Here is a 25,147-nt window from a genome sequence, read left to right as displayed (position 1 = left end):
CTGAGCGGATGGTCCCGGGGATCCCGCCGCCGCGATCGCGGCCGCGCGTGAGACCCTGATGCGGTGACCCGCACGAACGACACGGCCCGCCGCCGCCACGCCGCCGACGACGGATCCGTCGAGCCGGATCCCGGGACCGCCCTCCCCGCGCCGATCACCGGATCCCGCGTGCCCGGCACCGTCGGCTCCATCGTCGTCGCGGCGCTCGTCACGGCCGTCTACGTGCTCTACTCGGCGCTCGAGTGGCGCCGCTTCACCGTCAAGTCGTGGGACCTCGGCATCTTCACGCAGCTCGCGCAGGACTACTCGCGCCTCCAGGCGCCGCTCGTCTCCATCAAGGGCGACGGCTTCAACCTCATGGGCGACCACTTCCACCCCATCCTCGTGCTGCTCGGCCCGGTCTACGCCGTGTGGCCGCACGCGTTCGCGCTGCTCGTGGTGCAGGCCGTCCTCATCGGGATCTCGGTGGTGGGCATCGGCCGCATGGCGGGCCGCGTCGTCGGCCGGTGGGGCGCGATCGTCGTGGCCGCCGCCTACGGGCTGAGCTGGGGGATCCAGGGCGCGGTCGCGTTCCAGTTCCACGAGATCGCGTTCGCCCTGCCGCTGCTGGCCTTCGCGCTCGACGCCGTGATCGCCCGCCGCGCGCTCGCCGCCGCCGCGTGGGCGGTGCCGCTCGTGTTCGTGAAGGAGGACCTCGGCCTCACGGTCGCGGTGCTCGGCGCGATCATCGCGCTCACGATGGACCGCCGCATCGGCGTCGCGCTCGCCGGCTGGGGCGTCGCGTGGTTCGTGCTCGCGACCACCGTGATCCTCCCCGCCTTCAACCGCGAGGCCCGCTGGGACTACGCGTCCAAGCTCGACGCGGGCGGCGCGCTCGCGGATCCCCTCGGCACCGTCGCCGGGCTCTTCGTCGCGCCGAAGCTCGAGACGGTGGCCTTCCTGATCCTGGCGGGCGCGCTGATCGCCCTGCGCTCGCCGCTCCTCCTCCTCGTGGTGCCGACGCTCGCCTGGCGCTTCCTCTCGCCGACCGAGGCGTACTGGGCGCCCGGCTACCACTACGACGCGGTGCTCATGCCGATCGTGTTCGCCGCCGCCATCGACGGCATCGTGCGCGCTCGCCGGGGCCGGCAGCACTGGCTCGCCATGGCGTCGCGCGCGACCGTGCCCGTGCTCGCGGTCGCGGCGATCGCGCTCTTCTCCCGCTCGCCCATGGTGGACCTCACGAAGCCGGCCATCTGGCAGCCGGCGCCGCGGGCCGCGCAGGCGCAGGCCGCGCTCGACCAGGTGCCGGCGGGTGCGAGCGTCCTCAGCGACATCGGCCTCATGTCGTACCTCGTCGACGACCACGAGGTCTTCTGGCTCGGCAACCCGGGCAACCCGGCGCCGCAGTACGTCGTGATCGACAGCCTCGGCGGCGGCCTCGGGCAGGGCGCGCTCAACGCGGACCAGTACGGCGAGGCGACGCAGGCGGGCACGACGTACGAGATCGTCTACGCCGACGCCGGGTACCAGGTGGCGCGGCGCACCCAGTAGGACGCACGGGCCCAGCCGCGCGGATCCGGTCGGCCGGGCGGACCCGCCGCACGCGCGGAGGCCGGGCGCTCCCCCGAGCCGCCCGGCCTCCGCGTGCGCGCGCTCCCGCGGGAGCGCTCCCGATCAGATCGGGATCACCGCCGTGAGCACGCCTACGGCGAGCATCGCGAGCGACACGAGCACCGCCCGCCACAGCACCTTGCGGTGGTGGTCGCCGAGGTTCACGTCCGCGAGCGACACGAGCAGCAGGATCGCCGGCACGAGCGGGCTCTGGAGGTGCACGGGCTGCCCGGTGATGGACGCGCGCGCCATCTCGACGGGGTCGATGCCGTAGTTCGCCGCGCTCTCCGCGAGCACCGGGAGCATGCCGTAGTAGAAGGCGTCGTTGCTCATGAAGAAGGTCATCGGGATGCTGAGCACGCCCGTGATGACCGCGAGACCGGGGCCGAGCGCGTCCGGGATGATCGTGACGAGCCAGGCCGACATCGCCGAGACCATGCCCGTGCCGTTGAGCACGCCGATGAGCACACCGGCCGCGAGCACCATCGACACGACGCCGACCACGCTGGGCGCGTGCGCCGCGATGCGCTCGCCCTGGTGCTTGAGGTCGCGGAAGTTGGCGATGAGCGCGATGGCGGCGCCGACCATGAAGACGTAGGCGAGGGGCAGCTGGTCCATGATCAGCAGCGCGAGCACGACGATCGTGAGGCCGAGGTTGAACCAGATCATGCGCGGGCGCAGGGTCTCGCGGTCGGGGTCGAGCATCGTCGTGCCGAGCGTGGAGACGGCGGCCGTCTCGGCGCGGACGAGCGCCGGGGCCATCGTGATGAGGCCGCCGCGCGGGGTCGCGGGGGCGCCGCGACCTGCGCGCCACCAGCCCGAGCCGCCCGCGGACCCGCCGGAGCCGGACCCGCTGCCGCCCGCGGCGTCGAGGCCGCCCTCGGCGCGCGCCTCGCCGAGAGCCGCCAGGCGGCTGCGCTCGCGGAGGCCCATGGTCCAGGCGAAGATCATGACGAGCGCGATGCCCACGAGGAGCGACGGGATCATCGGCACGAAGATGTCGGTCGGCGAGACCTTGAGGGCCGCCGCCGCGCGAACGGTCGGTCCGCCCCACGGGACGATGTTGAGCGTGCCGTTCGCGAGGCCCGCGGTGCAGGTGAGCACGACGGGGCTCATGCCGAGCTTGCGGTAGATGGGCAGCATGGCCGCCGTGGTGACGATGAAGGTCGTGGATCCGTCGCCGTCGAGGGAGACCGCGGCCGCGAGGATCGCCGTGCCGAGCACGATCTTCGCCGGGTCGCCGCCCGCGAGGCGGAGGATGAGGCGCACCAGCGGGTCGAACAGGCCGACGTCGATCATGATGCCGAAGTAGATGATGGCGAACATCAGCAGCGCGGCCGTGGGGGCCAGGTCGCCGAGCGCCTCGATGACCATGTCGCCGATGCCGAGCCCGGCGCCCGCGAAGAGGCCGAAGATCGTCGGGACGAGGATGAGGGCGACCATGGGCGTCAGCCGCTTGGTCATGATGAGGGCCATGAAGGTGAGGACCATGGCGAAGCCCAGGAATACCAGCACGCGTGACTCCTTCGTCGGTGGGCGGGACGCCCGGCTGAACACCACACGCTAGGTGGGCGTCCGCGTCCCGTCGCGCTTGTGCCGCTTCATCGCGATAGTGCACGTAGACGACGTTCTGCGCATTATTCTCAGTGGGTGGGAGAGGCGACGGGGCGAGGCCGGGCGGGGCTCGACTTCGCGCGCCGCACCCTCGTCCTCCAGCTGCTCGTCGTGCTCGTGGTGGTGGGGATCGCGACCGTCGCCTACGGCCTGCTGAGCTCGTCCGAGAACCGCGAGGAGGCGCAGGCGACGGCGCTCGCGATCGCGCGGACGGCCGCAGAGGATCCGGCGCTGCGGGCCGCCGTGACGGCCGAGACCGCGGATCCCGGGGTCGCCACCGCGTCCGACCTCGCCGACGGGCCGGTGCAGCTGACGGCCGAGGCGGTGCGCGAGCGGACCGGCGCGCTGTTCGTCGTGGTGACCGACGACCGGGGGCTGCGGCTCGCTCACCCCGACGCGTCCGAGCTCGGGCAGCGCGTGAGCACGGATCCGACGGTCGCGCTCGCGGGGCGCGAGGAGGTGACGTGGGCCACCGGGACGCTCGGGGAGTCGGCGCGGGCGAAGGTGCCGGTGCGGGCGCTGGCGGACGCGGGTGCCGGCGACGGCGGTGGTGCGTCCGGGGACGACCGCGTCGTCGGCGAGGTCAGCGTCGGCTTCGCGGCGGCCACGGTGCGCGACTCCATCGGCGTCGACGTCGCCGCCATCGCGGTCGTCGCCCTGCTCGCGCTCGGAGTCGGGGCCGTGGCCAGCGGGATCCTCTCGCGGCGGCTCGCGCGCCTCACCCTCGGCCTCCAGCCGTCCGAGCTCGCGGGCCTCGTGCAAGATCAGGCGGCCGTCCTCTCCGGCGTCGGCGAGGGCGTCCTCGGCATCGGACCCGACGGGCGGGTGACCGTCTGCAACCCGCGGGCCGCCGCGCTGCTCGGCCTCGTGGATCCCGTCGGCCGCACGCTCGCGGACCTCGGCGTCGCGCCCGTGCTGCGGGACGCGGTCGCCGGCGCGCAGGCCGGTGCCGCCGCCGGATCCCCGTCTCTCCGGGCGGTGGTCGACGACCGGCTCCTCTTCGTCGACGTCGCGCGCGTCGACCGCGACGGGCGCGATCTCGGCACCGTGATGGTGCTGCGCGACGAGACCGACATCGAGGCGATGAGCCGTCGCCTCACCGCCGTCACCGCGATGTCCACGGCGCTCCGCGTGCAGCGGCACGAGTTCGCGAACCGGCTCCACGTCGTGCGCGGCCTGGTCGCGACCGGCCGGGTCGACGAGGCCGACAGCTACCTCGCGGGCGTGCTCGAGCAGGGGCCCGTCGCGTTCCCGACGGTCGACGCGGGGCTCGTCGACGAGCCCTACCTGCAGGCGTTCCTCGGCGCGAAGGCGATGGAGGCGGAGGAGCGCGGCGTGGCGCTGCGGGTCGGGCCCGGCACGCTCGTGCGCGGGATCCTCGTGCGGCCCGAGGAGGTCACGACCGTGCTCGGCAACCTCGTCGACAACGCGATGCACGCGGCCGTCCGCGGATCCCGCGCCGACAGGTGGGTGGAGGTGGAGGCGCTCGACGACGGGGCCGACCTGCACATCGCGGTGTCGGACTCGGGCGACGGGCTCGCCGCGTCCGACGCCGGCCGCGTGTTCCAGCGCCGGCCCGACGACGTGGACGGGGCCGCGGAGGCGCTCGCGGCGAGCGGGGGAGCGGATCCCGCGCACGGCCTCGGATTCGGCCTGCCGCTGGTGCGCGACATCGCCCGGCGCGACGGCGGCGACGTATGGGTCGCGGATCCCGGCGGCCCGCCGCCCCACGCGGAGGCCGGCGCGGTGTTCTGCGCGCGGCTCGCGGGCGTGGTCGAGCCGCCCGACGCGGATCCGCCCGCCCCCGCCCCCACCGACGACACCTGGACCGACACCGACCCCCACGGAGCCCGCGCATGACCGATGACCTCACCGTCCTCATCGTCGACGACGACTTCCGCATCGCCCGCCTGCACGAGGGCATCGTGGAGCAGGCACCCGGGTTCCGCGCCGTCGGCACCGCGGGCAGCGTGCGGGCGGCGCTCGCCGTGCTCGACACGTCCCGCCCCGACCTCGTGCTCCTCGACGCGTACCTGCCCGACGGCAGCGGCATCGACCTCGTGCGGCGCATCGAGCCGGACGTGATCCTCGTCACGGCCGCCGACGACCCCGCCACCGTCCGCCGCGCCCTCCGCGGCGGAGCCGTCTCCTACCTCGTCAAGCCGTTCGCGCCCGAGCTGCTCACCGCGCGCCTGGCCGCCTACGCGGCCTTCCGCGCCGGGCTCGCGAGCGACCGCCCGCTCGACCAGGCCGGCATCGACCGCGCCATCCACGCGCTGCGGCCCGGCCGGGTCTCGGCGCGCGAGCGGCCGGCGACGGAGCAGGCCGTGCTCGACGCCCTGTCCGCATCCGACGCCGAGCTCAGCGCCCCCGACATCGCCGAGCGCGTGGGCGTCTCCCGTGCCACGGCGCAGCGCTACCTCGGCGCCCTCGCCCGCGACCGCGTGGTCGACGTGCAGCTGAACTACGGATCCACCGGCCGCCCGGAGCACCGCTACCGGATCCTGCGGCCGCGGTGACGTCGCCGGTCGGACGTACGCTCTCCCGATGACCTCCCCGCTCGACCGCCCCGGCTGGCACGCGCCCAGCGCCGTCTCGCTCGCCGACATCAGCAGGTCCGCCGTGGCGCGCTGGCTCGACGCATACGTCGCCGCCTGGCGGTCCTACGAGCCCGCCGACATCGCGGCCCTGTGGTCGGAGGACGCGGTGTGGCACTACCCGTTCGAGATCCGCGCGACGGGACGCGCCGCCATCGTCGCGGAGTGGATGGCCGAGCGCGACGCCTTCGTCGGCGAGCGCTTCGAGGCCGAGTACCACCCTGTGGTGGTCGAGGGGCACACCGCGGTCGCGCACGGGCGCACCGTCTTCCTCGCGTCGGATGGCGACGAGGTCGTCACGGCGTACGACAACATCTGGTTCCTCCGGTTCGACGCCGACGGCCGGTGCACGGAGTTCCACGAGTGGTACGCCGGCCGCCCCGAGGACGAGCCGGACCGCGCCGTCCCGCGCCGATGACCGTCCGCGAGCGGGTGTCGCGACCGTAGGCTCGACGGATGTCCGACGCTGACGCCCAGGTGATCCGCTTCCACCGGAAGCACCACGACGCGATCGTGAGCGGCGAGAAGGTCACCACCGTCCGCTTCGGCGAGCGCCTGCGGGTCGGGCCGGCGACGTTCGTCTTCGACGAGCACCCCACCGCGGTCCCCCTCGCCGGACGGGTCACCTCGGTGCGGCGGCACCTCCTGGCGGATCTCACGCCGGCGGACGCGCACCAGCCGCCGGACACGGACATGGCCCTGTTCGCCGAGCAGCTCCGCGAGAACTACTACCCGACCATGCCGGCGTCCGCGGCCGTCGTGGTCGCGGAGATCCAGCTCGAGGGCGTCGCGCCCGTCGGCTGAGCGGGGCGCGCGCGACGCGACGGACGGCCCACCAGCCGACACACGGAGAGCGGATCAGCTCCCGACGACCACCGGCAGCGGCACCTCGTCGGCCGCGAGCTCCTCGCTGGTGGATCCGAGGACCTCGCGGACGGACGCGCGGATGATCGCGAGACCCTCCTCGACCTGCTCGTCGGTGATGGTGAGCGCGGGCAGCACCTTCATGACCGTGCCGCCGGCGCCGCTCGTCTCCATGAGCATGCCGCGCTCGAACGCCGCCCGGCAGACCGCGCCGGCGAGCTCGCCCGAGGGGAACTCGATGCCGCGCGCGAGGCCGCGGCCGCGCACCTTCAGCTGCATCTCCGGCGCGGCGTCGGCGGCGATCTCGGTGAAGACCTCGTGGATCCGCTCGCCCTTGCGCAGCGTGGACGCCTCGAGCTCGCCGTCGGCCCAGTAGAGCCGCAGCGCCTCGGCACCCGTGAGGAACGCCGGCGCGATGCCGCGGAAGGTGCCGTTGTGCTCGCCCGGCTTCCACTGGTCGAGCTCGGGCTTGAGCAGCGTGAGCGCCATGGGCAGGCCGTAGCCGCCGATGGACTTGGAGAGCGTGACGATGTCGGGGACGATGCCGGACTCCTCGAAGCTGAAGAACCCGCCGGTGCGGCCGCAGCCCATCTGCACGTCGTCGACGATGAGCACGATGCCGTGGCGGGTGGTGAGGTCGCGCAGCTTCCGCAGCCACTCGGGCGTGGCGACGTTGATGCCGCCCTCGCCCTGCACGGTCTCGACGATGACGCCGGCGGGCGTGTCGACACCCGAGCCCGAGTCGTCGAGCAGCTTCTCGAAGTACGCGAGGGTGTCGGTCTCGCCGCCGAGGTAGCCGTCGAACGGCACCGCGACCGCGTGGTGCAGCGGGTGGCCCGCCCCGCCGCGCTTGAGCGCGTTGCCGGTGACCGAGAGCGCGCCCTCGGTCATGCCGTGGAACGAGTTGGTGAAGTGGACGATCGTGGTGCGGCCGGTGACCTTGCGCGCGAGCTTCATGGCGGCCTCGACCGCGTTCGCGCCGCCCGGGCCGGGGAACATGATGCGGTAGTCGAGCCCGCGCGGCTGGAGGATGACGTCCTGGAAGGTCTGCAGGAAGTCGCGGCGGGCCTCCGTGAACATGTCGAGGGAGTGCGTGACGCCGTCGCGGAGGATGTAGTCGACGAGCTTCTGCTTCAGGCCTGCGTTGTTGTGCCCGTAGTTGAGCGCGCCGGCGCCCGCGAAGAAGTCGAGGTAGCGGTCGCCGTCGGCCGTGAACATCTCGCTGCCCACCGCGCGGTCGAACACGACCGGCCAGCCGCGGCTGTAGCTCCGGACCTCGGACTCCATCTGCTCGAAGATCGTCATGCCGTGTCGCTCCTTGATGCTCATCGGCGACCTGGGTCGATCGCCGCACGTCGGGCGGGCTCGTGGCTCCGGGCGACGGGGAAGGCGCTGCGATGCGCAGCGCCTCCATCGTCGCACCTCCTCCCGACATCGCCGGAATCCCTCGCCCGGGGGATCCTCTGTAGGGTCGCGACATGGCCGCATCCGGGGACGTCGATCCGCTCCGGGCCCCGGGGACCGCGATGCTCGACGTCGGCGGCCGGCGGGTGCGGCACCGCGTGACCGGCTCCGGGGATCCGCTCCTCCTGCTGCACGGCATCGGCCGCAGCCTCGAGGACTGGGACGAGCAGCACGCCCGCCTCTCCGCCGGGCACGAGCTGCACAGCCTCGACCTGCCCGGGTTCGGCTGGTCGGATCCCGTCGTCGGAGCGACCACGCTGGAGTCGCTGGCCGACGCGCTGCCCGCGTACATCGACGCGGCGGGCGTCGCCGGTCCCGTGACGGTCGTCGGCAACTCGCTCGGCGGCGCGGTCGCGATGACCCTCGCGACCCGGCACCCGGATCGCGTGCGGGCGCTCGTGCTCGCGGACAGCGCGGGCTTCGGCCGGCAGGTGACCGTGGGCCTCCGGATGCTCGCCTTCGACCCGCTCGCGACGCTGCTGATGCGCCCGACGCCCGGCAACTCGCGGCGCTCGACCCGCACGATCTTCCACGACCCCGCGCTCACGACCGACGCGCGCGTGCGGCACGCGCAGGAGCTCTCGGCCCGGCCGACCCACGCGGCGACGATGCTCGACATCGCGCGCGACCTCGGCACGGTGCGCGGCGTGAGCTCGCGCTGGCGCCGTCCGCTCGTGGAGGGCGTGCGGGAGTCGGGCCTGCCGGTGCTCGCGGTGTGGGGCGATCGCGACCGGATCCTGCCGCTTGCGCACCTCGCGGCCGTCGCGCGCGAGCTCCCCGACGCGCGCACCCGCCTCATCCCCGACTGCGGGCACATGCCCCAGATCGAGCGGCCGGACCTCTTCGCGGGCCTGGTCGAGGACTTCCTCTCCGGACTCTGACGCCGCCGGGTCGGGCCGGGGTCGGGCTGGGGAGCGTCCGCGCGGGCCGTCGCCCTGCCACCTACCGTGGCCCCATCGCGCGGGACCTCCTCGCCTCGATCCTCGGAAGGGCGCCGCATGGGCCTCGCTCCCCACCGCATCCGCACGCTGCTGGTCGACGGGCTGCTCGTCGTCGCCGTCCTCGCCTCCGTGGTCACGCTCGCCGCGGCGCCGCCGGGGGCCGCGTCGGTCGCGTCGGCGGGCGACGCGGGATCCGCCGTGCTCGGCGACCGGCGGGTCGTCGGGGAGCCGGCCGCGCCGACCACCACCTGCGCGACCGTCCCGGCCCAGGTGGCGATGGCGCAGCGGCAGGCATCCGCGGACGACGAGGCGCACGCCCCGGACACCGCGCGCATCCAGGCCGCGCTCGACGGGTGCGCGGGTTCCGGCGGCGCCGTCGTCCTCGCGGCCTCGAGCACCACGGCGGCGTTCCTCAGCGCGCCGATCACCGTGCGCGCCGGCGAGGTGCTGGTCCTCGATCCCGCCGTCGTGCTGCACGCCTCCCGCGCCGCCGCCGACTACCAGGTGGCGGGCCGGGCGACGTGCGGCACCGTCGGCGGCGCCGGGAACGGCTGCCGGCCCTTCATCAGCCTCTCGTCGCACTCCGGGCTCGCGTCGAGCGCGGCGACCGGGCTGAGCCGGGGCCGGGTCGACGGCCGGGGCGACCTCCCGATCCTCGGCGGGACCGCGAGCTGGTGGCAGGTCGCGGCCAGCGCCAAGCAGGCCGGCAAGCAGAACGTGCCCCGGCTCGTCGCCGCGACGCGGGCGGACGACGTGACGCTCCACGACGTGGACCTCGTCGACTCGCCCGGCACGCACGTGTCCTTCGACCACGGCGACGGCCTCACCGTCTGGGGCGTGCGGATCCGGACCCCCGCCGGCGCCCGCAACACGGACGGCATCGACCCCGCCGGCGCGACCGACGTGACGATCGCCCGCTCGTGGATCAGCGCCGGCGACGACGGCATCGCCGTCAAGGCGGGCACCGCGGCGTCGGCGCACATCAGCGTCCTCGACGACCACCTCTTCGGCACGCACGGCGTCGCGATCGGCAGCGAGACGCAGGCCGGGGTGAGCGACGTGCTCGTCGCCCGCGTCACCGTCAGCGGACGGGACGCCTTCGGGGCGCTGAGCGTCGCGGCCGGTGGCATCCGCATCAAGAGCTCCGCCGTGTCAGGCGGCCTCGTGCAGGACGTCGAGTACCGCGACGTGTGCGTCGACGAGGTGAAGTACCCCCTGGCGTTCGATCCCCGCTACTCGTCGGCGGTCGGCACCTCCATCCCGACGATGACGGGGATCGTGGTGGACGGCTTCCGGGCGATCCGGTCGCTGCACCTCGCGTCGTCGGAGCTCGACGGGTACGACGCGGCGCACCCGCTGGGCCTCGCGCTCCGCGGCACCGCGGTGGACTCGGCGCGCGTCGACATGGCGGCGGCCGACATCACGACGGCGGGCGCGACCTTCGGGGGCGTGCCGCTCGCATCCACCGCGTCGGACGTGCGCGTGACGGCGGGGCCGGACGCCGGGGATCCGCCGACCTGCGCGTTCCCGGCGTTCCCCGACCTCTGAGGGAGCGCGCCCGTCGGGGCCTAGGGGCGGTCGGCGTCCGCGTCGGCGTCGTCCGCGTCCGCGTCGTCCGCGTCGGCGGCGGGAGCGCTCGCCTCGGCAGCGGCGGCCGCGTGCCGACCCGCGGGCGAGAGCACCTGCTCGTGGCGCGCGGCGAGGGCCTCGAGGCCGTCGTGGGCGGCGACGCGGACGGAGGTGTCGGGATCCGTGAGCGCGCGACGGATGACCTCCTCGTCGGACGGACCGCCGACGGCGCCGAGCGCGCGGAGGGCGGCGCCGCGGACACGGGCGTTCTCGTCGGTGACGAGCACCGTGAGGGCGCGCACGAGCGGCAGCTGCCGGGTCGCGACGACCTTCGCGCACGCCTCGCGCACGCGCCAGGCGCGGTTCGTGAGGTTCTTCTCGACGACCTTCGCGGCCTCGGGCGTCCAGGCGTAGAGGAGCGCGCGGGCACCCCACGCCTCGGGCCAGTAGAGGGGAGGGGCGCCGTTGAGGATCCCGCGGGCGTGGCGCCCGCCGACCAGCAGCAGGAAGTCGTCGCCCTCGTACAACCCGTCCAGCAGGCCCATCGCCCGCAGGGCGACCTCCCGCTCGCTCGTGCGCGACACCGCGTCGCTCATGCGCGTCGCGAGGGAGTCCTCGCGACGGCGGGGGTCATCTCCGTCAGCCATGCCGACAACCGTATCGGCTGCGACGGGCCGGCCCCGCCGCCCGGAGCGGCGGGACCCGCGGATCAGCCGGCCTGCGTGTTGAAGAGCAGCCCCAGCAGGTAGGTGGCCCCGGCCGCGCCGAACCCGATGAGCAGCTGGCGTCCCGCGCGGCGCAGCGGCGGGCCGCCCGAGAGGAGGCCCGTGACCGCGCCCGTGATCGACAGCGCGATGGCCACGAGCACGCACGCGAGGGCGAGCGCCGCGAGGCCCTGCAGCCCGAAGAGGTACGGGAGCACCGGGATCACGGCGCCGGACGCGAAGAAGCAGAAGCTCGAGATCGCCGCGCCCCAGGCGGTGCCGACGCTCTCGTGGTCGTCCTCCGAGGCGGCGACGCCCGCGATGCTGACGGGGATCGGCCGGGTCTCGGCGGCCAGGTCGCGCAGCACCTCGTCGGCGTGCGTCAGCGCCTCCTCCTCGGTCATGCCGCGGGCGCGGTAGACGAGGGCGAGCTCGTTGGCGTCGACGTCGAGGTGGGGGAGGGCGTCGCGCGTGCCCGGATCCGGGGCCGACGCCTCGAGCAGCTCGCGCTGGGAGCGCACCGACACGAACTCGCCCGCGCCCATCGAGAGCGCACCGGCGAGGAGGCCAGCGAGGCCCGTCGCGAGGATCACGGCGTTGGGCACGCCCGTGGCCGTGATGCCGAGGACGAGCGCGAGGTTGCTGACGAGCCCGTCGTTGGCGCCGAACACCGCGGCGCGGAACGTGCCCGACAGGCGCATGCGGCCGCGGGTCGCGAGGCCGCGCACGACCTCCTCGTGCACGCGCTCGTCGGCGGCCATGGCGTCGGTCGCGTCGGCGTCGTCCGCGTAGGGCGAGCGGCTCTCGGCGCGCTGCGCGAGGGCGAGCACGAAGACGGATCCGAAGCGGCGGGCGAGCAGGCCGAGGATCCGTGTGCGGATGTCGCCGCGGACGGGCTTGCCGACGCGGTCGCCGAGCAGCTCGATCCAGTGGTCGGCATGGCGACCCTCGGCCTCGGCGAGGGCGAGCAGGATCTCGCGCTCCTCGCCCGTGCGGCGACCGGCGAGGTCGCGGTAGACGGCGGCCTCGGCGCGCTCGTCGGCGAGGTACTGCCGCCAGCGGCGCACCTGGGCGGGCGTCGGATCGGGCGTCGGGGCAGGGGGCATGGATGTCATGGGTCCTCCGGTCGGGCGACGGCCGGGAACCTGAGAGGGTCTCCGGCCGACGCGACGGCGCATCGTGCGCCTGTCGTTCGTCTGGCCGAAGGTCTCGTCCGCCCGCCGCTCGTGCTCGTGGCGGGTGATGCACCGGGCCCGGGGGCCAGCATGTCGACGCATCGCCGTCCGGCTAGGAGGCCGGGGGGACTACTCCCCTTCGAGAGGAGACCCTAGCGCACGGGTCCGAGCGGGCCGGGTGGCCCCGTCGCTCAGGCCGCCGGCAGCAGCACGATGACCAGCGGCAGCACGGGGAGCGCGCACGCGACGGCGCACAGCAGCCGCAGCGCGACGCGATGCCCGCCGCGGGGGTGGCGCATGCGATCGGCGCGGAGGGCGGAGAGGCCGCCGTCGGGATCCAGCTTGCGGAGGGCCGAGGCGACCGTGGCCGGCCCGGCGACGCGGGCCGCGTGGTCGTCGGCGATGAACTCGATGGCGATGGTGGTGGAGAGGGCGAGGCGCTGGCTCGCGGGCAGGGCCGGGAGGATCGCGCGGGAGACCTGCGCGATCCGCACCGCGAGGGCGTGCCGCTGCTCCAGGTGCGCGGTCTCGTGCTCGAGCACGGCCGCGAGCTCGTCGTCGTCGAGGCGGGCGCGCGCCTCGGTGGTGAGGAGGATCACGCCGGTCGCGGGGGAGAGCGCGGCGAGGGGCACATCCGACTCCACGAGGCGCGCATCCCGCCCGGCCACCCGGTACGGCCGTGACGCGAGCAGCAGCGTCGCCACCTCGCCCGCGCGCTGCCTGGCCTCGCGCACCACCCGGCCGCCCTCCTCCACGATGCGGAAGAGCAGCACGCCGAGCACGCCCGCGGCGACGTAGGCCAGCGGGATCGCGGCGACGGGCGCGGTGTCCGCGTCCTGCTGCGGGCCGGCGCCCGCCTGCATCGCCATGCCCTGGTGGATGAGGAGGCCGAGCCCGGATCCGAGGCTCAGCACCGCCGTGACGAGGAACCCGTGCCAGGCCGCGAGCATCGCCACGGGCCGCTGCGCGACGAGCGGCAGGCGGCCGAGGAGGAGCGGCGCAAGGAGCGTGACGGTGACGTAGCACTCGAGCAGGAGCACAGCGCGGACCGTGTCGCTCACTGGTCGCGCTCCGATCGGGTGGTGCGGTGGTGCGCCACGGCCGGTGGTGCGTCGGCCGGTCAGATGGTCTCGGGGAGGGCCTTCGCGTTGTCGATGACCTGGCTCAGCACGGTCTTCAGGCCTTCGAGCTGCTCCTCCGTCATGGAGAGGCGGTCGCGGATCTGCTGCGGGATGGCGACGGCCTTCTCGCGGAGCTCGCGGCCCTGGTCGGTGAGGCCGATCTCCAGCACGCGCTCGTCGGTGGCCCGGCGGACGCGCCACACGTGGCCCATCGCCTCGAGCCGCTTGAGGAGCGGGGACAGCGTGGCGCTGTCGAGCTGGAGCTCGTGGCTCAGGTCCTTGACCGAGCGGGGCCCGCGGGCCCAGAGCGCGAGGAGCACGAGGTACTGGGGGTGGGTGAGCCCCAGCGGGTCGAGGATGGGTCGGTAGAGGGCGGTCACGCTGCGGGCGGCGACGACGAGCGAGTAGCTGACCTGCCTGTCGAGCGCGAGCGGGTCCTGCAGGTCCTGCGGTGTTGACATGGTTCCTCCGCGGGTCATTCTGTCACTCCGTGTTGCTAACCCCTGGGCGATAGGGGGCCGGCGGCCGGATCTGTGGAAAGGCTCCTGCTTGTGAGGGATTCGGAGCGGCGGCCTCAGGCGGTGGGTCGGGCGGCCGTCGGGAGCAGCCGCGCCTCGAGCTCGGCGGCCGTCTCGACCACCGCGATGGTGCCCGCGGCCTCCGCCGGGCTGCCGTAGCCCCAGCCGACCATGACGGTCGGGATCCCGTGGGCGGCCGCGCCGAGGACGTCGTGCTCGCGGTCGCCCACCATCACGACGTTGCCGAGGTCGATCCCGTCCGCGCGCAGTCGGCGCAGGGCCTCCTCGATGACGTCGGCCTTCGCGGAGCGGACCTCGTCCTCGCTCGCGCCGCAGACCTCGGTGAACACGTCGGCGAGGCCGTAGTGGTCGAGCACGCGGCGGGCCTGCGACTCGGGCTTGCTGGTGGCGAGGGAGATGGGGATGCCGGCCGCGTGGATCGCGCGCAGCACCTCGGGGACGCCGGCGTACACCGAGCTGTCGAAGACGCCGCCGCCCGCGTAGCCCTCGCGGTAGTGGGCGAGCGCGCGCTGCTGGGCGACGTCGTCCATGCCGGCGAGGTCGCGGAACGAGTCGAGGATGGGCGGGCCGACGTACTCGAGGAGCTGCGCCGGGCCGGGCACGGGCAGGCCCATGAAGACCAGCGTCTTCGCGAGCTGCGCGGTGATGCCGGGGGCCGAGTCGGTGATGGTGCCGTCGAGGTCGAAGAGGATGCAGCTCCAGGGCGCGGAGCCGACGACGGCGGCGGACGGCGTGGACGTGTCGGGTGCGGTCACGCTGCCACCCTACGAGGGTCGTGCGGGTGCCCGCCGGGAACCCGCACCCTCACTGCTGGGTGAGGCCGTGCTCCGTCTTCTCCCAGTAGTGCGGCCGGGTGAGCAGCTGCCAGAGGCCCTTGTACGCGGCGATGGAGTGGAGGATCCAGTAGACGGGGTTGAGCAGCGACCACAGGATCAGGTGGAACGTGCCGCGCTTGAACGGTCCCATCATCGAGACGTAGACCATGACCCCGTTGCCGATGAGGAAGTTGAACAGGCTCGTCCAGAGCGCCCAGGCCGGGAAGACCGAGGCGAGCACCTCGTTCGGGATCGCCAGCGACGCGATGGTCACCAGGTAGAAGGGGATGACGCCGAGGAACGTGGCCGGCGTCCCGCCGATGAGCAGCGCGAACGACAGGAAGCGCACGATCCCGACCTCGCGGATCAGGGCGACGGGACGGCGGGCGTGCACGAGCGTCGTCTGCATGTACCCCTTGATCCACCGCGAGCGCTGGCGGATGAAGTTCGGGATGGAGGTGTTCGCCTCCTCCATGGTGGTGGAGTTGATGACGCCCACGCGGTACCCGACGGCCGAGGCGCGGATGCCGAGGTCGGCGTCCTCCGTCACGTTGTAGGGATCCCAGCCGCCGAGCTCGACGAGCGCGCCCGTGCGGAAGTGGTTCGAGGTGCCGCCGAGCGGGATCGGCAGCTCCGAGTGGTCGAGGCCCGCGAGCATGTAGTCGAACCAGTACGAGTACTCCAGCGTGAACATGCGCGTCAGCGCGTTCTCGGTCGCGTTGAAGTAGTTGAGGGCGGCCTGCACGCACACCATCTCGGGCCCGCCGCGCTCGAAGGCGATGAGGGCCTTCTTGAGCTGGTCGGGATCCGGCGTGTCCTCCGCGTCGTAGATGACGAGGAACTCCCCCGACGCGAGGGTGAGGCCCACGTTGCAGGCGCGCGGCTTGGTCTGCGGCTGGCCGGCGGGCACGGTGACGATGTGGAAGTGGGCGGGCGGATCCGCGTGGACGATCGCGTCCCGGGTCTCGGAGTCCTCCTCCTCGATGAGGATCAGCACCTCGAGCTTGTGCGCCGGGTAGTCGAGGCCGCCGAGGTTCTCGATGAGCTGGGCGACGATGTTGGCCTCCCGGAACACCGGCACGAGCACCGTGTAGACGGGCAGGTCGGCGTCGTCGAGGCGCGCGACCTCCGCGTCGGTGACGCGCTCCACCACGTCGAAGCGCGCGCCCTGCAGCGCCACCAGGAACTTGAACGTCGTCGCCGCGAGGAACGCGAGGCTCACCACGGAGAGCGCGCCGACGGCGGTCTGCCGCGGCCACACCACCGCCAGGGCGACGATGACGACGGCGGCCACCAGGGCCCCCGCCTTCTGGCCGCGCGAGAAGACGAAGCGGCCGGACAGCTCGGGGTTGCGGCGGAAGAGCCGGTTGGCGGCGTCGTCTGCGACGGCCTCGCCGAAGAGGCGGAGGACGGCGTCCTTGAGCTCCCACGCGTCGACGAGCGTGACCGCGATCGGCCCGCCCAGCTCCTCGGCCAGCGCGGCCTCGAACCCCGGATCCCGGCGCCGCTCCTCCGCGGCGACGAGCTGCCGGCCGTCGTCGAGCCGCCGGACGGGGAGCCAGCCCTCGGCGAGGTAGCGCGCGCGGTCGCCAGGGCGGGCGAGGTCCGGGTCGATGCCGTCCGTCCACGTCGGCTGCGCGATCGTCATCTCAGGCCCACCCGAGGACGCGGGCGATGGATCCCATCCAGTCGAGCACCACGGGCCGGTTGTACGCGGCCGCCCAGGCGATGGCGATCTGCACGGCGGCGACGACCGTGATCAGCACGTCTGCCCGTCGCGTCGTGGCGGCCGGCAGGATCGCCATGCCCATCATCGTCATGATGAAGAAGGTGTTGCCGGCGGAGTTGGCGGGGATCAGGCCGAGGATGTAGCCCGTCAGCAGGCCGAGGAACAGCAGCGTGGAGATGAGCACGGCGCCGGGGCGGCGGACCAGGAGCGCGAGGATCCACCCGGAGATCATCGGCGCGAGCAGCAGGAACCCGTTGAGGGTGGTGACGAGCTGCGGCACGGTCGCCCAGAGCGCGGGGTCGTAGTGGAACTGCGCCTCGATGAACGCGAATGGCCGGTGCAGGAACACGAGCTGCAGGAACGACACGGTGAGGAACGCCGAGAGGGTCGGGAACAGGAGCACGAGGATGTTCGACGCCCGGGCTCCGCGCTCCCCGCGGCGGGCGAGCGAGACCAGCGGCGCGGCGAGCCCGATGACCACGATGTAGACGATGCCGCTCGCGCTCGACAGGGCCGCGAGCGCGAACAGCAGGCCCGCGCGGAAGCCGGCCTGCGTGTTCCGGTAGGCGACGAAGCGCACCATGTTGGTCGCGCCCACGCCGAACGCCGCGACGCCGAGGAACGCCTCGAGGTTGGTGGTCACCATTTGGGCGAACAGCGGGTTGGCAGCGAGGGCCGCCATGAACATGGCGGACTCGACGGGCGGGAAGCGGCGCTGCTGCATCGCCTGGAGCATCTGCTGGAGGAACGGGCCCGCGATGAGCGCGCCGACGATCCCGAGGCCGAGCGTCCCGCCGGGCGTGATGGCCGCGAGGACCGTCCCCACGGGCGGGTAGAGGTCGCCCACCCACGCGGCGTCGGCGCGGGTCCAGTCGATCCGGGCGACCCGCGCGAGGAGGTCGGCGTTCACCGTGCTCATCGCCGGGGGCGTCTGCGCGGTCGCCCGCTCGCCGAGGATCGCGACCACGACGTACGGGAGGGAGAAGAGCAGCCGCAGCAGCCAGCGGTTCCTGCGGCGGCGCGGATACGGGTCGATGCGCACGCGTGCGACGGCCGGTCCCGCTCCCGGTCCGGCACCGGCTCCGGCTGCTCGCGCGGCGGCGCGGGAGGCGGTGGCGTCGATCGTCGTCACGGCGTCGACCCGGCGATCGCCTCGGCACGCCTCACGTCCACCCCCGGCCATGCGGCGATGAGCCGTCGCCCGTCAGACGCTAGGCACGGGCCCGAGCAGTGCACAGCCCCCGAACGGGGACACGTCGCGCGATGGACATGCGGGCGCTCGCGGCGCGGCGGGCCGCGGGGCGGAACGGGTCAGAACAGGCGCGAGTGCCCGTCGTCCATCCCGCGCATGGCGTCGTAGTCGAGGAGGAGGCAGCGGATGCCGCGGTCCTCGGCGAGCGTGCGCGCCTGCGGCTTGATCTCCTGCGCGGCGTAGACGCCCGTGACCGGCGCGAGGTGCGGATCCCGGTTCATCAGCTCGAGGTAGCGCGTGAGCTGCTCGACGCCGTCGATGTCGCCGCGGCGCTTGAGCTCCACCGCGACGGACTTGCCGGACGCGTCGCGCGCGAGGATGTCGACCGGGCCGATGGCGGTCATGTACTCGCGGCGCACGAGCTCGTGGCCGTCGCCCAGCAGGTGGATCTGCTCGGCCAGCAGCTTCTGCAGGTGCGCCTCCACGCCGTCCTTGACGAGGCCCGGGTCGACGCCGAGGTCGTGCGCCGAGTCGTGCAGCACCTCGTGGATGGAGACGACGAGCATGTCGGCCGTCTTCGGCTGCACGACGCGCCAGATCTCGCGGACGCCCGCGAGCGCCTGGTCGTCGTCGGGCTCGACCTCGACGATGGAGCAGGGCGGGCTCATCCAGTTGAGCGGCTTGTAGGAGCCGCCGTCCGAGTGGACGAGGAGGCTCCCGTCGGCCTTGACCATGAGGAGGCGGGTGGCTAGGGGGAGATGCGCGCTGAGGCGGCCGGCGTAGTCGACGGAGCAGCGGGCGATGACGAGACGCACCCGGCGAGCCTAGCCGGGCGTCGGAGGGGTGCGCGTCGCTGCGGGCGCGGCGGCGGCGGGTGCGACGGTCGCGGAGGCCCGGGTCACGGATCCGCGTCCCGCGCGGCGGCGGCCCTGGGAGAGGAGCACGCCGAGGAGCACGAGGACGGCGCCGGCGGGCTCGTTCCAGTGCAGGGTCTCGCCGAGGACGAGGATCCCGAGCGCGACGCCCACCACGGGCGTGATGTACGTGACGGTCGAGGTGGCGGTGGGCCCCCACGCGAGGAGCACGTTCATGTTCCAGAGGTAGGCGAGGCCCGTGCCGACGACGCCGAGCACCACGAGGCTGAGCACGACGGGGAGATCCAGCGACACGGGGCCGGTCGCGAGGAACGGGGTGGCGAGGATCATCGCGGCGGCGCCCATGCCGATCTGCATGAACGCGGTCACGACGCCGGGGATGCCGCGGTGCGTGAGGAAGCGGCGGAGGTAGCCGAACGTGATCCCGTAGCAGAGGGCCGCGCCGAGGCACGCGAGCTGGCCGGCGAGCTCGAGCAGGGGCTGGCCGGACGCGGCGGCCTCCGCGTCCGGCGTCAGTCGCCAGGGGCCGATGATCACGACGACGCCGACGATGCCCAGCGCGATGCCCGCGAGCTGGCGACGGCCCAGCCTCTCGACGCGGAAGGCGAGCGTCGCGAGGAGCGCGGTCATGATCGGCGTGGTCGCGTTGTAGATGCTCGCGACGCCCGACGTGACGTGCTGCTCGGCCCACGCGAACAGCGAGTACGGGATGGCGGATCCCACGACGCCGACGACCGCGAAGTGCAGCCAGACGACGCGCTCCTTCGGCAGCGGCAGCCGGCGCGCGGCGACGATGAGGCCGAGCGCGATCGCGCCGAGCACCAGCCGCGTCCACGAGACCTGGCCGAACGAGACGCCCTCGAGCGCGACCTTCATGAAGAGGAAGCTCGCGCCCCACACCGTGCCCATGGCGGCGAACTGGATCGCGATGCGGCGGCCGCCGGGGAGCCCGGTCGGCGAGGCGGCGGATGCGGGCGCTGGGGTGGGCGCCGGTGCGCCGCGGGGTGTCACGTCGTCACCGTACCGGTGGGGTGCGACGCCGATCAGCCGCGGGAGGCGCGGGGCCGGCCCAGCCGCTCGGCCGGGATCGCCACGAGCAGGACGAGCAGCGCCCACGTGCCGACGCCGGGGATCGCCGCGGCCAGGACGAGGGCGAGCGCCATGAGGCCCGCGGGGATCCAGCGGCGGCGGCGGAGCGAGGCGGTCGCGGCCTCCGCGGCGTCGTCCTCGGCGCCGGCGCGATGGGCGAGCTCGGCGACGATCGCGAGCGAGGAGGTGGCGACGACCATCGTGCCGATGTAGATCACCACGCCGAGCCGGTCCTCGCTCGTCGCGCCCACGATGAGCACCGTGGGCAGCGGCAGGAAGACGATCGCGGCGAGCCAGGCGAAGTTCACCCGCATCATGCCGCGGGTCGCCATCGTGAACCGGCCCCACACGGAGTGGTGCGCCTGCCACAGGCTCGCGATCACCACGAAGCTCAGCGCCGCCGCGCCGAGCGGGGCCGCGTTCTCGCGGAGGAACCCGAGGACGCTGTCGCTGGCGCCGTCGCGCGCCGTGTCGACGAGCGGGAGCACGACGAGCGTGATGGCGATGGCGACGACCGCGTCGCTGAAGGCGACGAGGCGCTCGAGTCCGCGGGCGGTGGGCATGGGTCGATCAGATCACACGGACCGGCCTCACCGACACGTGCGAGCATCGGCCCATGACGACGTCGTCCGCTCCCGTGCTCGTCACGGCGCGGTTCGCGCTCGAGCCGCTCGTGGTCGCGCACGCGCGCGAGATGGTCGCGGTGCTCGCGGATCCGGCGCTGTACCGCTTCACCGGAGGAGAGCCGCCGTCGCCCGCCGCGCTCGAGGTCCGGTTCGCGCGGCAGGCCGCGGGGCGCTCGCCGGACGGATCCGCGCGGTGGCTCGTGTGGGTGCTGCGCGACCGCGGGTCGGGACGCGCGGCGGGGTTCGTGCAGGCGACCGTGACCGGCGAGGCGCCGACGCGGGTGGCGGAGGTCGCGTGGCTCGTGGGGACGGCGGCGCAGGGATCCGGCGCGGCGGCCGAGTGCGCGGCGGCGATGGTCGCGTGGCTGCGGGAGGACGGCGTCGGGATCGTGCGGGCGAACATCCACCCGGACCACGCGGCGTCGGAGGCGGTCGCCCGGCGGCTGGGGCTCGCGCCCACGGACGAGCGCGTCGACGGCGAGGTGCGCTGGGAGTCGCGCGCCGGCTAGCCGCCGTGCGGCGACGGTTCGCCGAGGTCGCGCACCATCCAGACGGTGTCGCCGTCCTCGGGATCCGGCGTGACGCGGCCGCTCTCCGTGAAGCCCGCCTTCTCGAGCACGCGGAAGGACGCGGCGTTCCACCGGCGCACGGTCGACCAGAGCCGTGCGCGGCCCGACGCGCGGGCGGCCTCGACCACGGCGCGCGCTGCCTCCGTCGCGAGCCCCGAGCCGTGCACCTCGCGGAGCAGCTCGAAGGCCATCTCGGGCTCGTCCACGGATGCGCTGCCGACGACGAGGCCGCAGTAGCCGATCGCTCCCGGCTCGTCCCGGCGCTCGATCGCGAGCAGACCGATCCCCGTCCGGAGCGACTCCTCGGCCTGCACCGTGAGGCGGTCGCGCACCTCCTCGCGCGACGGGCGGCCCTCATCGTCGAGGCGTCGCCTCGCGGGGTGGCGGGGATCGCGCTCGGCCCAGAGGCGGTGGACGACGTCGACGTCCGACGGGCCCAGCGGCCGCATCCGGAGGCGGGCGGTCTCGAGGAGCGCGGGCAGCGGGGACGCGGACATGCGTCCACGCTACGTGGCGGGTGCGCCGGGTCGGCGGCGGGCCGCGGCGACCGGATACCCGGCGGATCAGTGGACGGCGAGCTCCACCACGAGGACCGCGACGCCCAGCACCGCGACGCCCGCGAGCACCAGGAGCTTCACGCCGAACGCCACGCGCAGCCGGCGGACCGCGAGCAGCGTCACGATCACCAGCGTCGCCACGAGCACGATCGCGATGATCCGCAGGGCCGTCGCGAGGTCGAGCGCCCCGAGCGCGGAGAGCCCGAGGATCACCATCGGCGCCGGCAGGGCGCCGAGCGAGCTCACGGCGACGTAGAGGATGTGGCCGACGTCCCTGCGGTCCGGCACCTCCCCGTCGCGCACCATCTGCGCGATGTACTCCGCGACCGACACCGCGAGCAGCGTGCCGACGACCGTGAGCAGGAGGGTGAGGGCGGCTCCGCCGACGGTCGCGTGCTCGGCCTCGCGCTCGGTCGCGATGGTGACCGCGAGCGCGGTGAACGTCACGTAGATCCGCTCCTTGAGCGCCTCGGAGCGCTGCTCGGCGTCGGGGCGGCGGCGGTCGCGGCGCTCGGGGGCGGGCTGCGGATGCGGGTCGGTCACGGGATCAGGCTAGGCGCGCCGCGGGCAGGCACCGCCCGCGTGGGAGCATCGGATCCATGCCCGATGCGACCGCGCCCGTCTCCCCACCCGACCTGGCCGCGGCCGCCGGGATGTGGGCCGCGTACGCCGAGGCGCACCCGCAGGCCGCCGCGGCCGGGCGCGAGCACACGGTCGAGCACTTCGGCGACCATGCCCGGCTCGCCGACGAGCTGCTCGGGATCGTGCTCTCCGGTCGGAAGCGCGCCACCGCCGAGCTGGTCGCGGACTTCCTCGCGCGCGGCGACGAGGTGCCGCGGATCGGATCCCACTGGATCGCCTGCGACAGCACCGGGGCGCCGCGCATCGTGATCCGTAGCACCGAGCTCCGCGTCGGCCCCTTCACGAGCGCCGACGCCGCCTTCGCGCACGACGAGGGGGAGGACGACCTCTCGCTCGAGAGCTGGCGCACGCAGCACCGGATCTACTGGGAGCGCGTCAGCGCGGCCCGCGGCGCCGCGTGGTCGGAGGACGACGAGATCGTCTTCGAGCGCTTCGCCGTGGTGTGGCCGCCGGAGCACGCGGACGCGCGGTGAGTCGCGCGTCGCGCCTCCCATCCGCGCGCACATGGGCGCGCCTCTGGTTCGCCGCGCAGGCGCTCGGCGGGGCCGCGTGGTGGATCGCCGTCCCCCTCGTCCCGGCGGTGCGGGTCGCCACGCTCGGGTCGCTGGATCCGCTGCCCGTCGCGCTGCTCGACGTCCCGCTGTTCGTGGTGGGGTCGGCGCTGGCCGCGGCGGGGATCCGATGGGCGGCCGTCGTCGCTTCCGCGTGGACGCTCCTGGTCGCCGTCGCGCTCGCCGCATACGCGACCTTCACGACTGAGGCCGGGATCGGCGTCGTCATCATGGCGGCGGCGGCCCTCGGATCCCTCGTCGCCTGCGCCCTGCTGCTCCTCGGCCGGCTGCCGACCCGGTGGGCGCTGATCGGCCCGTTCGCCGCCCGACCCGCCGACGCGAGCGCCCCCACCTCGCGGCACGTGACGGCGACGGCCCTGCAGATCGCCGTCTTCTGGGGCTCCTTCCTCGTGGTCGCGCCGCTCGGGATCCGCTGGCTGGAGCTGCGCTGGCGGGTGGCCGTGCCGCTGCCGTCGTGGTCGCTGCCCGTGGGGATCGCCGTGCTGGTGATCGCGAGCGCGCTCGGGATCTGGTCGGCCGCCGCCATGTCTACCCGCGGCGGCGGCACCCCGCTCCCGGCGGCGACCGCCACGCGCCTCGTGATCGCGGGCCCGTACCGCTTCGTCCGCAACCCGATGGCGCTCGCGGGCGTGACGCAGGCGGCGGCGGTCGGGCTGATGCTCGGATCCTGGCTCGTCGTCGCCTACGCCGTCATCGGCTCGTCGCTCTGGAACCACGTCGTGCGGCCGGGCGAGGAGGCGGACCTCGAGGCCCGCTTCGGGGATCCGTTCCGCCGCTACCGCGCCGCCGTGCGCTGCTGGGTGCCGACGTTCCCGGGCGTCGCGGCGACGAGGCGGGGACGCTGACGCGGCGACGACGGCGCGGCGACTCGCGGCGTACGCGTGTGATCCGGCCGGCCGATGCCCGGGGCGAGGCGCCGCCGTAGCGTCGAGGCATGCGCTGCCTCCGGCTCCTCCTCGCCTCGGCCCTCGCGGTCGGACTCCTCGCCGGGTGCGCCTCCGTCGCCCGCATCGTGAACGGCTCGCAGACGGTGCGCGAGGAGACGTGGACCCGCTCCGACGGCGCGGAGTGCGCGACACGCTGGAGCCTCGGCGTCATCGACGGGTTCGACCAGCGGGACGGCCCCATCGAGCGGTTCGAGGAGGCGCTCCTCGAAGCGGATCCCGGGGCGGACGGCATCGCGGCGTCCGAGGCCGGTCTCGAGAGCGCCCTCCGGGTCCGCGAGCCGGATCCGTCGCCCGAGGATCTGCTTCGCGTGGAGGCCGACGCGCGGGGTGCCGCCGTCCTCGACGAGGCGACCGCGCGACTCGAGGCGGAGGGGTTCGGAGACGACCTCCCGCGGTTCGAGATGCGGCACGCGACCGCGTGCGGCTGAGCGCCCGCCGCGCCGCCCTGGCCGCCCGCGCACGCGTCCCCGAGGCGGAGGATGGACGCGATGGCTGACACCTTGATCCCCACGACCACCTTCCCCGACGGCCGCAGCGCGGTCGCCCTCGCGCAGGGCACCTGGAACATGGGCGACGAGCCCGCCGCCCGCGCGACCGAGCTCGACGCCCTGCGCGCCGGCCTCGACGCGGGGCTCACCGCGATCGACACCGCCGAGATGTACGGCAGCGGGCGATCCGAGGAGCTCGTCGGCGAGGCGATCGCCGGCCGCCGCGACGAGGTCTTCCTCATCAGCAAGGTGCTCCCGTCGAACGCGTCCCGCCGCGGCACGGGCGAGGCCGCCCGCCGCAGCCTCGCCCGCCTCGGCACCGACCGGCTCGACCTCTACCTGCTGCACTGGCGCGGATCCCACCCGCTCGCCGACACGGTCGCCGCGATGCAGGAGCTCGTGGAGGAGGGCCTGATCCGCGCGTGGGGCGTCAGCAACCTCGACGCCCACGACCTCGACGAGCTGGCCGCGATCCCCGGCGGCGACGCCGTGCAGACCGACCAGGTGCTCTACAACCTCGCCCAGCGCGGGCCTGAGGCCGACGTGATCCCGTGGGCCGGCTCCCGCCGCACGCCCGTCATGGCCTACTCGCCGCTCGACCAGGGACGCCTCGCGACGGATCCGACCCTCGACGACCTCGCCCAGCCGCTCGGCATGAGCGCGGGTCAGCTCGCGCTCGCCTGGGTCGTCCGCCAGGCGCCGCACGTCTTCGCGACCGCCAAGGCCGCGACCGTCGCGCACGTCGCCGAGAACCGCGCCGCGCTCGACCTCGTGATCCCGGACGAGACGCTCGCCGCGCTCGACCGCGCGTTCCCGGCACCTGCGGGCGCGGGTCCGCTCGCGATGTACTGAGGCGCGCGGCGCG

General features: G+C 74.3%; 26 protein-coding genes. 12 read left to right on the top strand and 14 right to left on the bottom strand.

Annotated elements, in window-relative coordinates; all coding sequences use genetic code 11:
• Positions 1-63 precede the first annotated feature (63 nt).
• Entirely contained in the window at positions 64-1,533 is a 1,470-nt protein-coding gene (locus K0V08_RS10370) for a DUF2079 domain-containing protein (protein ID WP_079533924.1), read from the top strand.
• Between the two features lie 123 nt (positions 1,534-1,656).
• On the opposite strand, the gene K0V08_RS10365 is transcribed toward K0V08_RS10370, so the two are convergent.
• Positions 1,657-3,084 (bottom strand): CitMHS family transporter, encoded by a 1,428-nt coding sequence (locus K0V08_RS10365; RefSeq protein WP_174240079.1) that lies wholly within the window; start codon positions 3,082-3,084, stop codon positions 1,657-1,659.
• A gap of 159 nt (positions 3,085-3,243) precedes the next feature.
• Here K0V08_RS10365 and K0V08_RS10360 point away from each other — a divergent pair, with 159 nt between their 5' ends.
• The 4 genes from K0V08_RS10360 to K0V08_RS10345 are packed head-to-tail and all read left to right on the top strand — an operon-like array spanning position 3,244 to position 6,608.
• Positions 3,244-5,067, top strand: coding sequence for a sensor histidine kinase (locus tag K0V08_RS10360; protein WP_079533926.1), 1,824 nt, complete (start codon positions 3,244-3,246; stop codon positions 5,065-5,067).
• Positions 5,064-5,726 (top strand): response regulator transcription factor, encoded by a 663-nt coding sequence (locus K0V08_RS10355; protein ID WP_012039564.1) that lies wholly within the window; start codon positions 5,064-5,066, stop codon positions 5,724-5,726. Before K0V08_RS10360 ends, K0V08_RS10355 begins: the two co-directional genes overlap by 4 nt.
• Before the next feature lie 28 nt (positions 5,727-5,754).
• Complete coding sequence (locus tag K0V08_RS10350) at positions 5,755-6,222, top strand: YybH family protein (protein WP_079533928.1); 468 nt, start codon at positions 5,755-5,757, stop codon at positions 6,220-6,222.
• 38 nt (positions 6,223-6,260) lie between these two features.
• Positions 6,261-6,608 carry an ASCH domain-containing protein gene (locus K0V08_RS10345; RefSeq protein ID WP_079533930.1) on the top strand — a complete coding sequence of 116 codons (348 nt, stop codon included), beginning with the start codon at positions 6,261-6,263 and terminating at the stop codon, positions 6,606-6,608.
• Positions 6,609-6,662: 54 nt separating this feature from the next.
• On the opposite strand, the gene ectB is transcribed toward K0V08_RS10345, so the two are convergent.
• Positions 6,663-7,997 carry a diaminobutyrate--2-oxoglutarate transaminase gene (gene ectB, locus K0V08_RS10340; protein ID WP_197278529.1) on the bottom strand — a complete coding sequence of 445 codons (1,335 nt, stop codon included), beginning with the start codon at positions 7,995-7,997 and terminating at the stop codon, positions 6,663-6,665.
• A gap of 149 nt (positions 7,998-8,146) precedes the next feature.
• On the opposite strand from ectB, the gene K0V08_RS10335 reads away from it, so the two are divergent.
• Both K0V08_RS10335 and K0V08_RS10330 read left to right on the top strand, forming a co-directional pair.
• Positions 8,147-9,013 (top strand): alpha/beta fold hydrolase, encoded by an 867-nt coding sequence (locus K0V08_RS10335; protein WP_079533934.1) that lies wholly within the window; start codon positions 8,147-8,149, stop codon positions 9,011-9,013.
• A 117-nt stretch (positions 9,014-9,130) separates the two neighbouring features.
• Complete coding sequence (locus K0V08_RS10330) at positions 9,131-10,621, top strand: glycoside hydrolase family 28 protein (protein ID WP_012039559.1); 1,491 nt, start codon at positions 9,131-9,133, stop codon at positions 10,619-10,621.
• A gap of 20 nt (positions 10,622-10,641) precedes the next feature.
• Here the strand turns inward: K0V08_RS10330 and K0V08_RS10325 are convergent, their stop codons facing one another.
• The 10 genes from K0V08_RS10325 to K0V08_RS10280 form a co-directional block, all read right to left on the bottom strand.
• Positions 10,642-11,289, bottom strand: coding sequence for a HEAT repeat domain-containing protein (locus K0V08_RS10325; RefSeq protein WP_012039558.1), 648 nt, complete (start codon positions 11,287-11,289; stop codon positions 10,642-10,644).
• A 62-nt stretch (positions 11,290-11,351) separates the two neighbouring features.
• Entirely contained in the window at positions 11,352-12,461 is a 1,110-nt protein-coding gene (locus K0V08_RS10320) for a VIT1/CCC1 transporter family protein (protein ID WP_079533935.1), read from the bottom strand.
• A gap of 251 nt (positions 12,462-12,712) precedes the next feature.
• Positions 12,713-13,582, bottom strand: a complete 870-nt coding sequence (locus tag K0V08_RS10315; protein WP_079533937.1) for a M56 family metallopeptidase — start codon at positions 13,580-13,582, stop codon at positions 12,713-12,715.
• Positions 13,583-13,641: 59 nt separating this feature from the next.
• Positions 13,642-14,103, bottom strand: coding sequence for a MarR family winged helix-turn-helix transcriptional regulator (locus tag K0V08_RS10310; RefSeq protein ID WP_012039555.1), 462 nt, complete (start codon positions 14,101-14,103; stop codon positions 13,642-13,644).
• 113 nt (positions 14,104-14,216) lie between these two features.
• Positions 14,217-14,936, bottom strand: a complete 720-nt coding sequence (locus tag K0V08_RS10305; RefSeq protein WP_079533939.1) for an HAD family hydrolase — start codon at positions 14,934-14,936, stop codon at positions 14,217-14,219.
• Positions 14,937-14,985: 49 nt separating this feature from the next.
• Positions 14,986-16,644, bottom strand: a complete 1,659-nt coding sequence (locus K0V08_RS10300) for a glycosyltransferase family 2 protein (protein WP_079533941.1) — start codon at positions 16,642-16,644, stop codon at positions 14,986-14,988.
• 1 nt (position 16,645) lies between these two features.
• Positions 16,646-17,857 (bottom strand): hypothetical protein, encoded by a 1,212-nt coding sequence (locus K0V08_RS10295; RefSeq protein WP_079533943.1) that lies wholly within the window; start codon positions 17,855-17,857, stop codon positions 16,646-16,648.
• Between the two features lie 179 nt (positions 17,858-18,036).
• Positions 18,037-18,732, bottom strand: coding sequence for an endonuclease NucS (gene nucS, locus K0V08_RS10290; RefSeq protein ID WP_012039553.1), 696 nt, complete (start codon positions 18,730-18,732; stop codon positions 18,037-18,039).
• Between the two features lie 9 nt (positions 18,733-18,741).
• Entirely contained in the window at positions 18,742-19,701 is a 960-nt protein-coding gene (locus K0V08_RS10285) for a DMT family transporter (protein WP_228510973.1), read from the bottom strand.
• A 134-nt stretch (positions 19,702-19,835) separates the two neighbouring features.
• Positions 19,836-20,444: a TMEM175 family protein gene (locus K0V08_RS10280; protein WP_012039551.1), complete on the bottom strand. Its 609-nt coding sequence runs from the start codon at positions 20,442-20,444 to the stop codon at positions 19,836-19,838.
• Between the two features lie 53 nt (positions 20,445-20,497).
• On the opposite strand from K0V08_RS10280, the gene K0V08_RS10275 reads away from it, so the two are divergent.
• The gene (locus K0V08_RS10275; RefSeq protein ID WP_079533947.1) at positions 20,498-21,016 is read left to right on the top strand and encodes a GNAT family N-acetyltransferase; all 519 of its coding nucleotides are present in this window, start codon (positions 20,498-20,500) and stop codon (positions 21,014-21,016) included.
• On the opposite strand, the gene K0V08_RS10270 is transcribed toward K0V08_RS10275, so the two are convergent.
• Entirely contained in the window at positions 21,013-21,573 is a 561-nt protein-coding gene (locus K0V08_RS10270; RefSeq protein ID WP_079533949.1) for a GNAT family N-acetyltransferase, read from the bottom strand. The genes K0V08_RS10275 and K0V08_RS10270 overlap by 4 nt on opposite strands.
• Before the next feature lie 66 nt (positions 21,574-21,639).
• On the bottom strand, positions 21,640-22,176 hold the full coding sequence (locus K0V08_RS10265) for a hypothetical protein (RefSeq protein WP_012039548.1): 537 nt from the start codon (positions 22,174-22,176) through the stop codon (positions 21,640-21,642).
• A gap of 56 nt (positions 22,177-22,232) precedes the next feature.
• Between K0V08_RS10265 and K0V08_RS10260 the strand changes: the two genes are divergently transcribed.
• From K0V08_RS10260 to K0V08_RS10245, 4 genes are all read left to right on the top strand, one after another.
• The gene (locus K0V08_RS10260) at positions 22,233-22,748 is read left to right on the top strand and encodes an ASCH domain-containing protein (protein ID WP_079533951.1); all 516 of its coding nucleotides are present in this window, start codon (positions 22,233-22,235) and stop codon (positions 22,746-22,748) included.
• Positions 22,745-23,692 carry a methyltransferase family protein gene (locus K0V08_RS10255; protein ID WP_079534275.1) on the top strand — a complete coding sequence of 316 codons (948 nt, stop codon included), beginning with the start codon at positions 22,745-22,747 and terminating at the stop codon, positions 23,690-23,692. The genes K0V08_RS10260 and K0V08_RS10255 overlap by 4 nt, the downstream gene beginning before the upstream one ends.
• 89 nt (positions 23,693-23,781) lie before the next feature.
• Positions 23,782-24,222 (top strand): hypothetical protein, encoded by a 441-nt coding sequence (locus K0V08_RS10250; protein WP_079533953.1) that lies wholly within the window; start codon positions 23,782-23,784, stop codon positions 24,220-24,222.
• Between the two features lie 51 nt (positions 24,223-24,273).
• Positions 24,274-25,134 carry an aldo/keto reductase gene (locus K0V08_RS10245; RefSeq protein WP_079533955.1) on the top strand — a complete coding sequence of 287 codons (861 nt, stop codon included), beginning with the start codon at positions 24,274-24,276 and terminating at the stop codon, positions 25,132-25,134.
• Positions 25,135-25,147 lie beyond the last annotated feature (13 nt).

The sequence above is a fragment of the Clavibacter michiganensis genome, from assembly GCF_021216655.1.
GTDB classification, from domain to species: Bacteria; Actinomycetota; Actinomycetes; order Actinomycetales; family Microbacteriaceae; genus Clavibacter; species Clavibacter michiganensis.
This window is presented reverse-complemented; position numbering and strand designations above follow the sequence as displayed.

Bases quoted from the DNA above. Each gene is read 5' to 3' on its own strand.
- K0V08_RS10325 (WP_012039558.1), bottom strand. From the start codon at position 11,289: ATGGCTGACGGAGATGACCCCCGCCGTCGCGAGGACTCCCTCGCGACG.
- K0V08_RS10285 (WP_228510973.1), bottom strand. From the start codon at position 19,701: ATGGGCACGGTGTGGGGCGCGAGCTTCCTCTTCATGAAGGTCGCGCTC.
- K0V08_RS10250 (WP_079533953.1), top strand. From the start codon at position 23,782: ATGCGCTGCCTCCGGCTCCTCCTCGCCTCGGCCCTCGCGGTCGGACTC.
- K0V08_RS10270 (WP_079533949.1), bottom strand. From the start codon at position 21,573: ATGTCCGCGTCCCCGCTGCCCGCGCTCCTCGAGACCGCCCGCCTCCGG.
- K0V08_RS10260 (WP_079533951.1), top strand. From the start codon at position 22,233: ATGCCCGATGCGACCGCGCCCGTCTCCCCACCCGACCTGGCCGCGGCC.
- ectB (WP_197278529.1), bottom strand. From the start codon at position 7,997: ATGAGCATCAAGGAGCGACACGGCATGACGATCTTCGAGCAGATGGAG.
- K0V08_RS10320 (WP_079533935.1), bottom strand. From the start codon at position 12,461: ATGACATCCATGCCCCCTGCCCCGACGCCCGATCCGACGCCCGCCCAG.
- K0V08_RS10345 (WP_079533930.1), top strand. From the start codon at position 6,261: ATGTCCGACGCTGACGCCCAGGTGATCCGCTTCCACCGGAAGCACCAC.
- K0V08_RS10355 (WP_012039564.1), top strand. From the start codon at position 5,064: ATGACCGATGACCTCACCGTCCTCATCGTCGACGACGACTTCCGCATC.
- K0V08_RS10280 (WP_012039551.1), bottom strand. From the start codon at position 20,444: ATGCCCACCGCCCGCGGACTCGAGCGCCTCGTCGCCTTCAGCGACGCG.
- K0V08_RS10350 (WP_079533928.1), top strand. From the start codon at position 5,755: ATGACCTCCCCGCTCGACCGCCCCGGCTGGCACGCGCCCAGCGCCGTC.
- K0V08_RS10310 (WP_012039555.1), bottom strand. From the start codon at position 14,103: ATGTCAACACCGCAGGACCTGCAGGACCCGCTCGCGCTCGACAGGCAG.
- K0V08_RS10245 (WP_079533955.1), top strand. From the start codon at position 24,274: ATGGACGCGATGGCTGACACCTTGATCCCCACGACCACCTTCCCCGAC.
- K0V08_RS10330 (WP_012039559.1), top strand. From the start codon at position 9,131: ATGGGCCTCGCTCCCCACCGCATCCGCACGCTGCTGGTCGACGGGCTG.
- K0V08_RS10365 (WP_174240079.1), bottom strand. From the start codon at position 3,084: ATGGTCCTCACCTTCATGGCCCTCATCATGACCAAGCGGCTGACGCCC.
- K0V08_RS10335 (WP_079533934.1), top strand. From the start codon at position 8,147: ATGGCCGCATCCGGGGACGTCGATCCGCTCCGGGCCCCGGGGACCGCG.
- K0V08_RS10275 (WP_079533947.1), top strand. From the start codon at position 20,498: ATGACGACGTCGTCCGCTCCCGTGCTCGTCACGGCGCGGTTCGCGCTC.
- K0V08_RS10300 (WP_079533941.1), bottom strand. From the start codon at position 16,644: ATGACGATCGCGCAGCCGACGTGGACGGACGGCATCGACCCGGACCTC.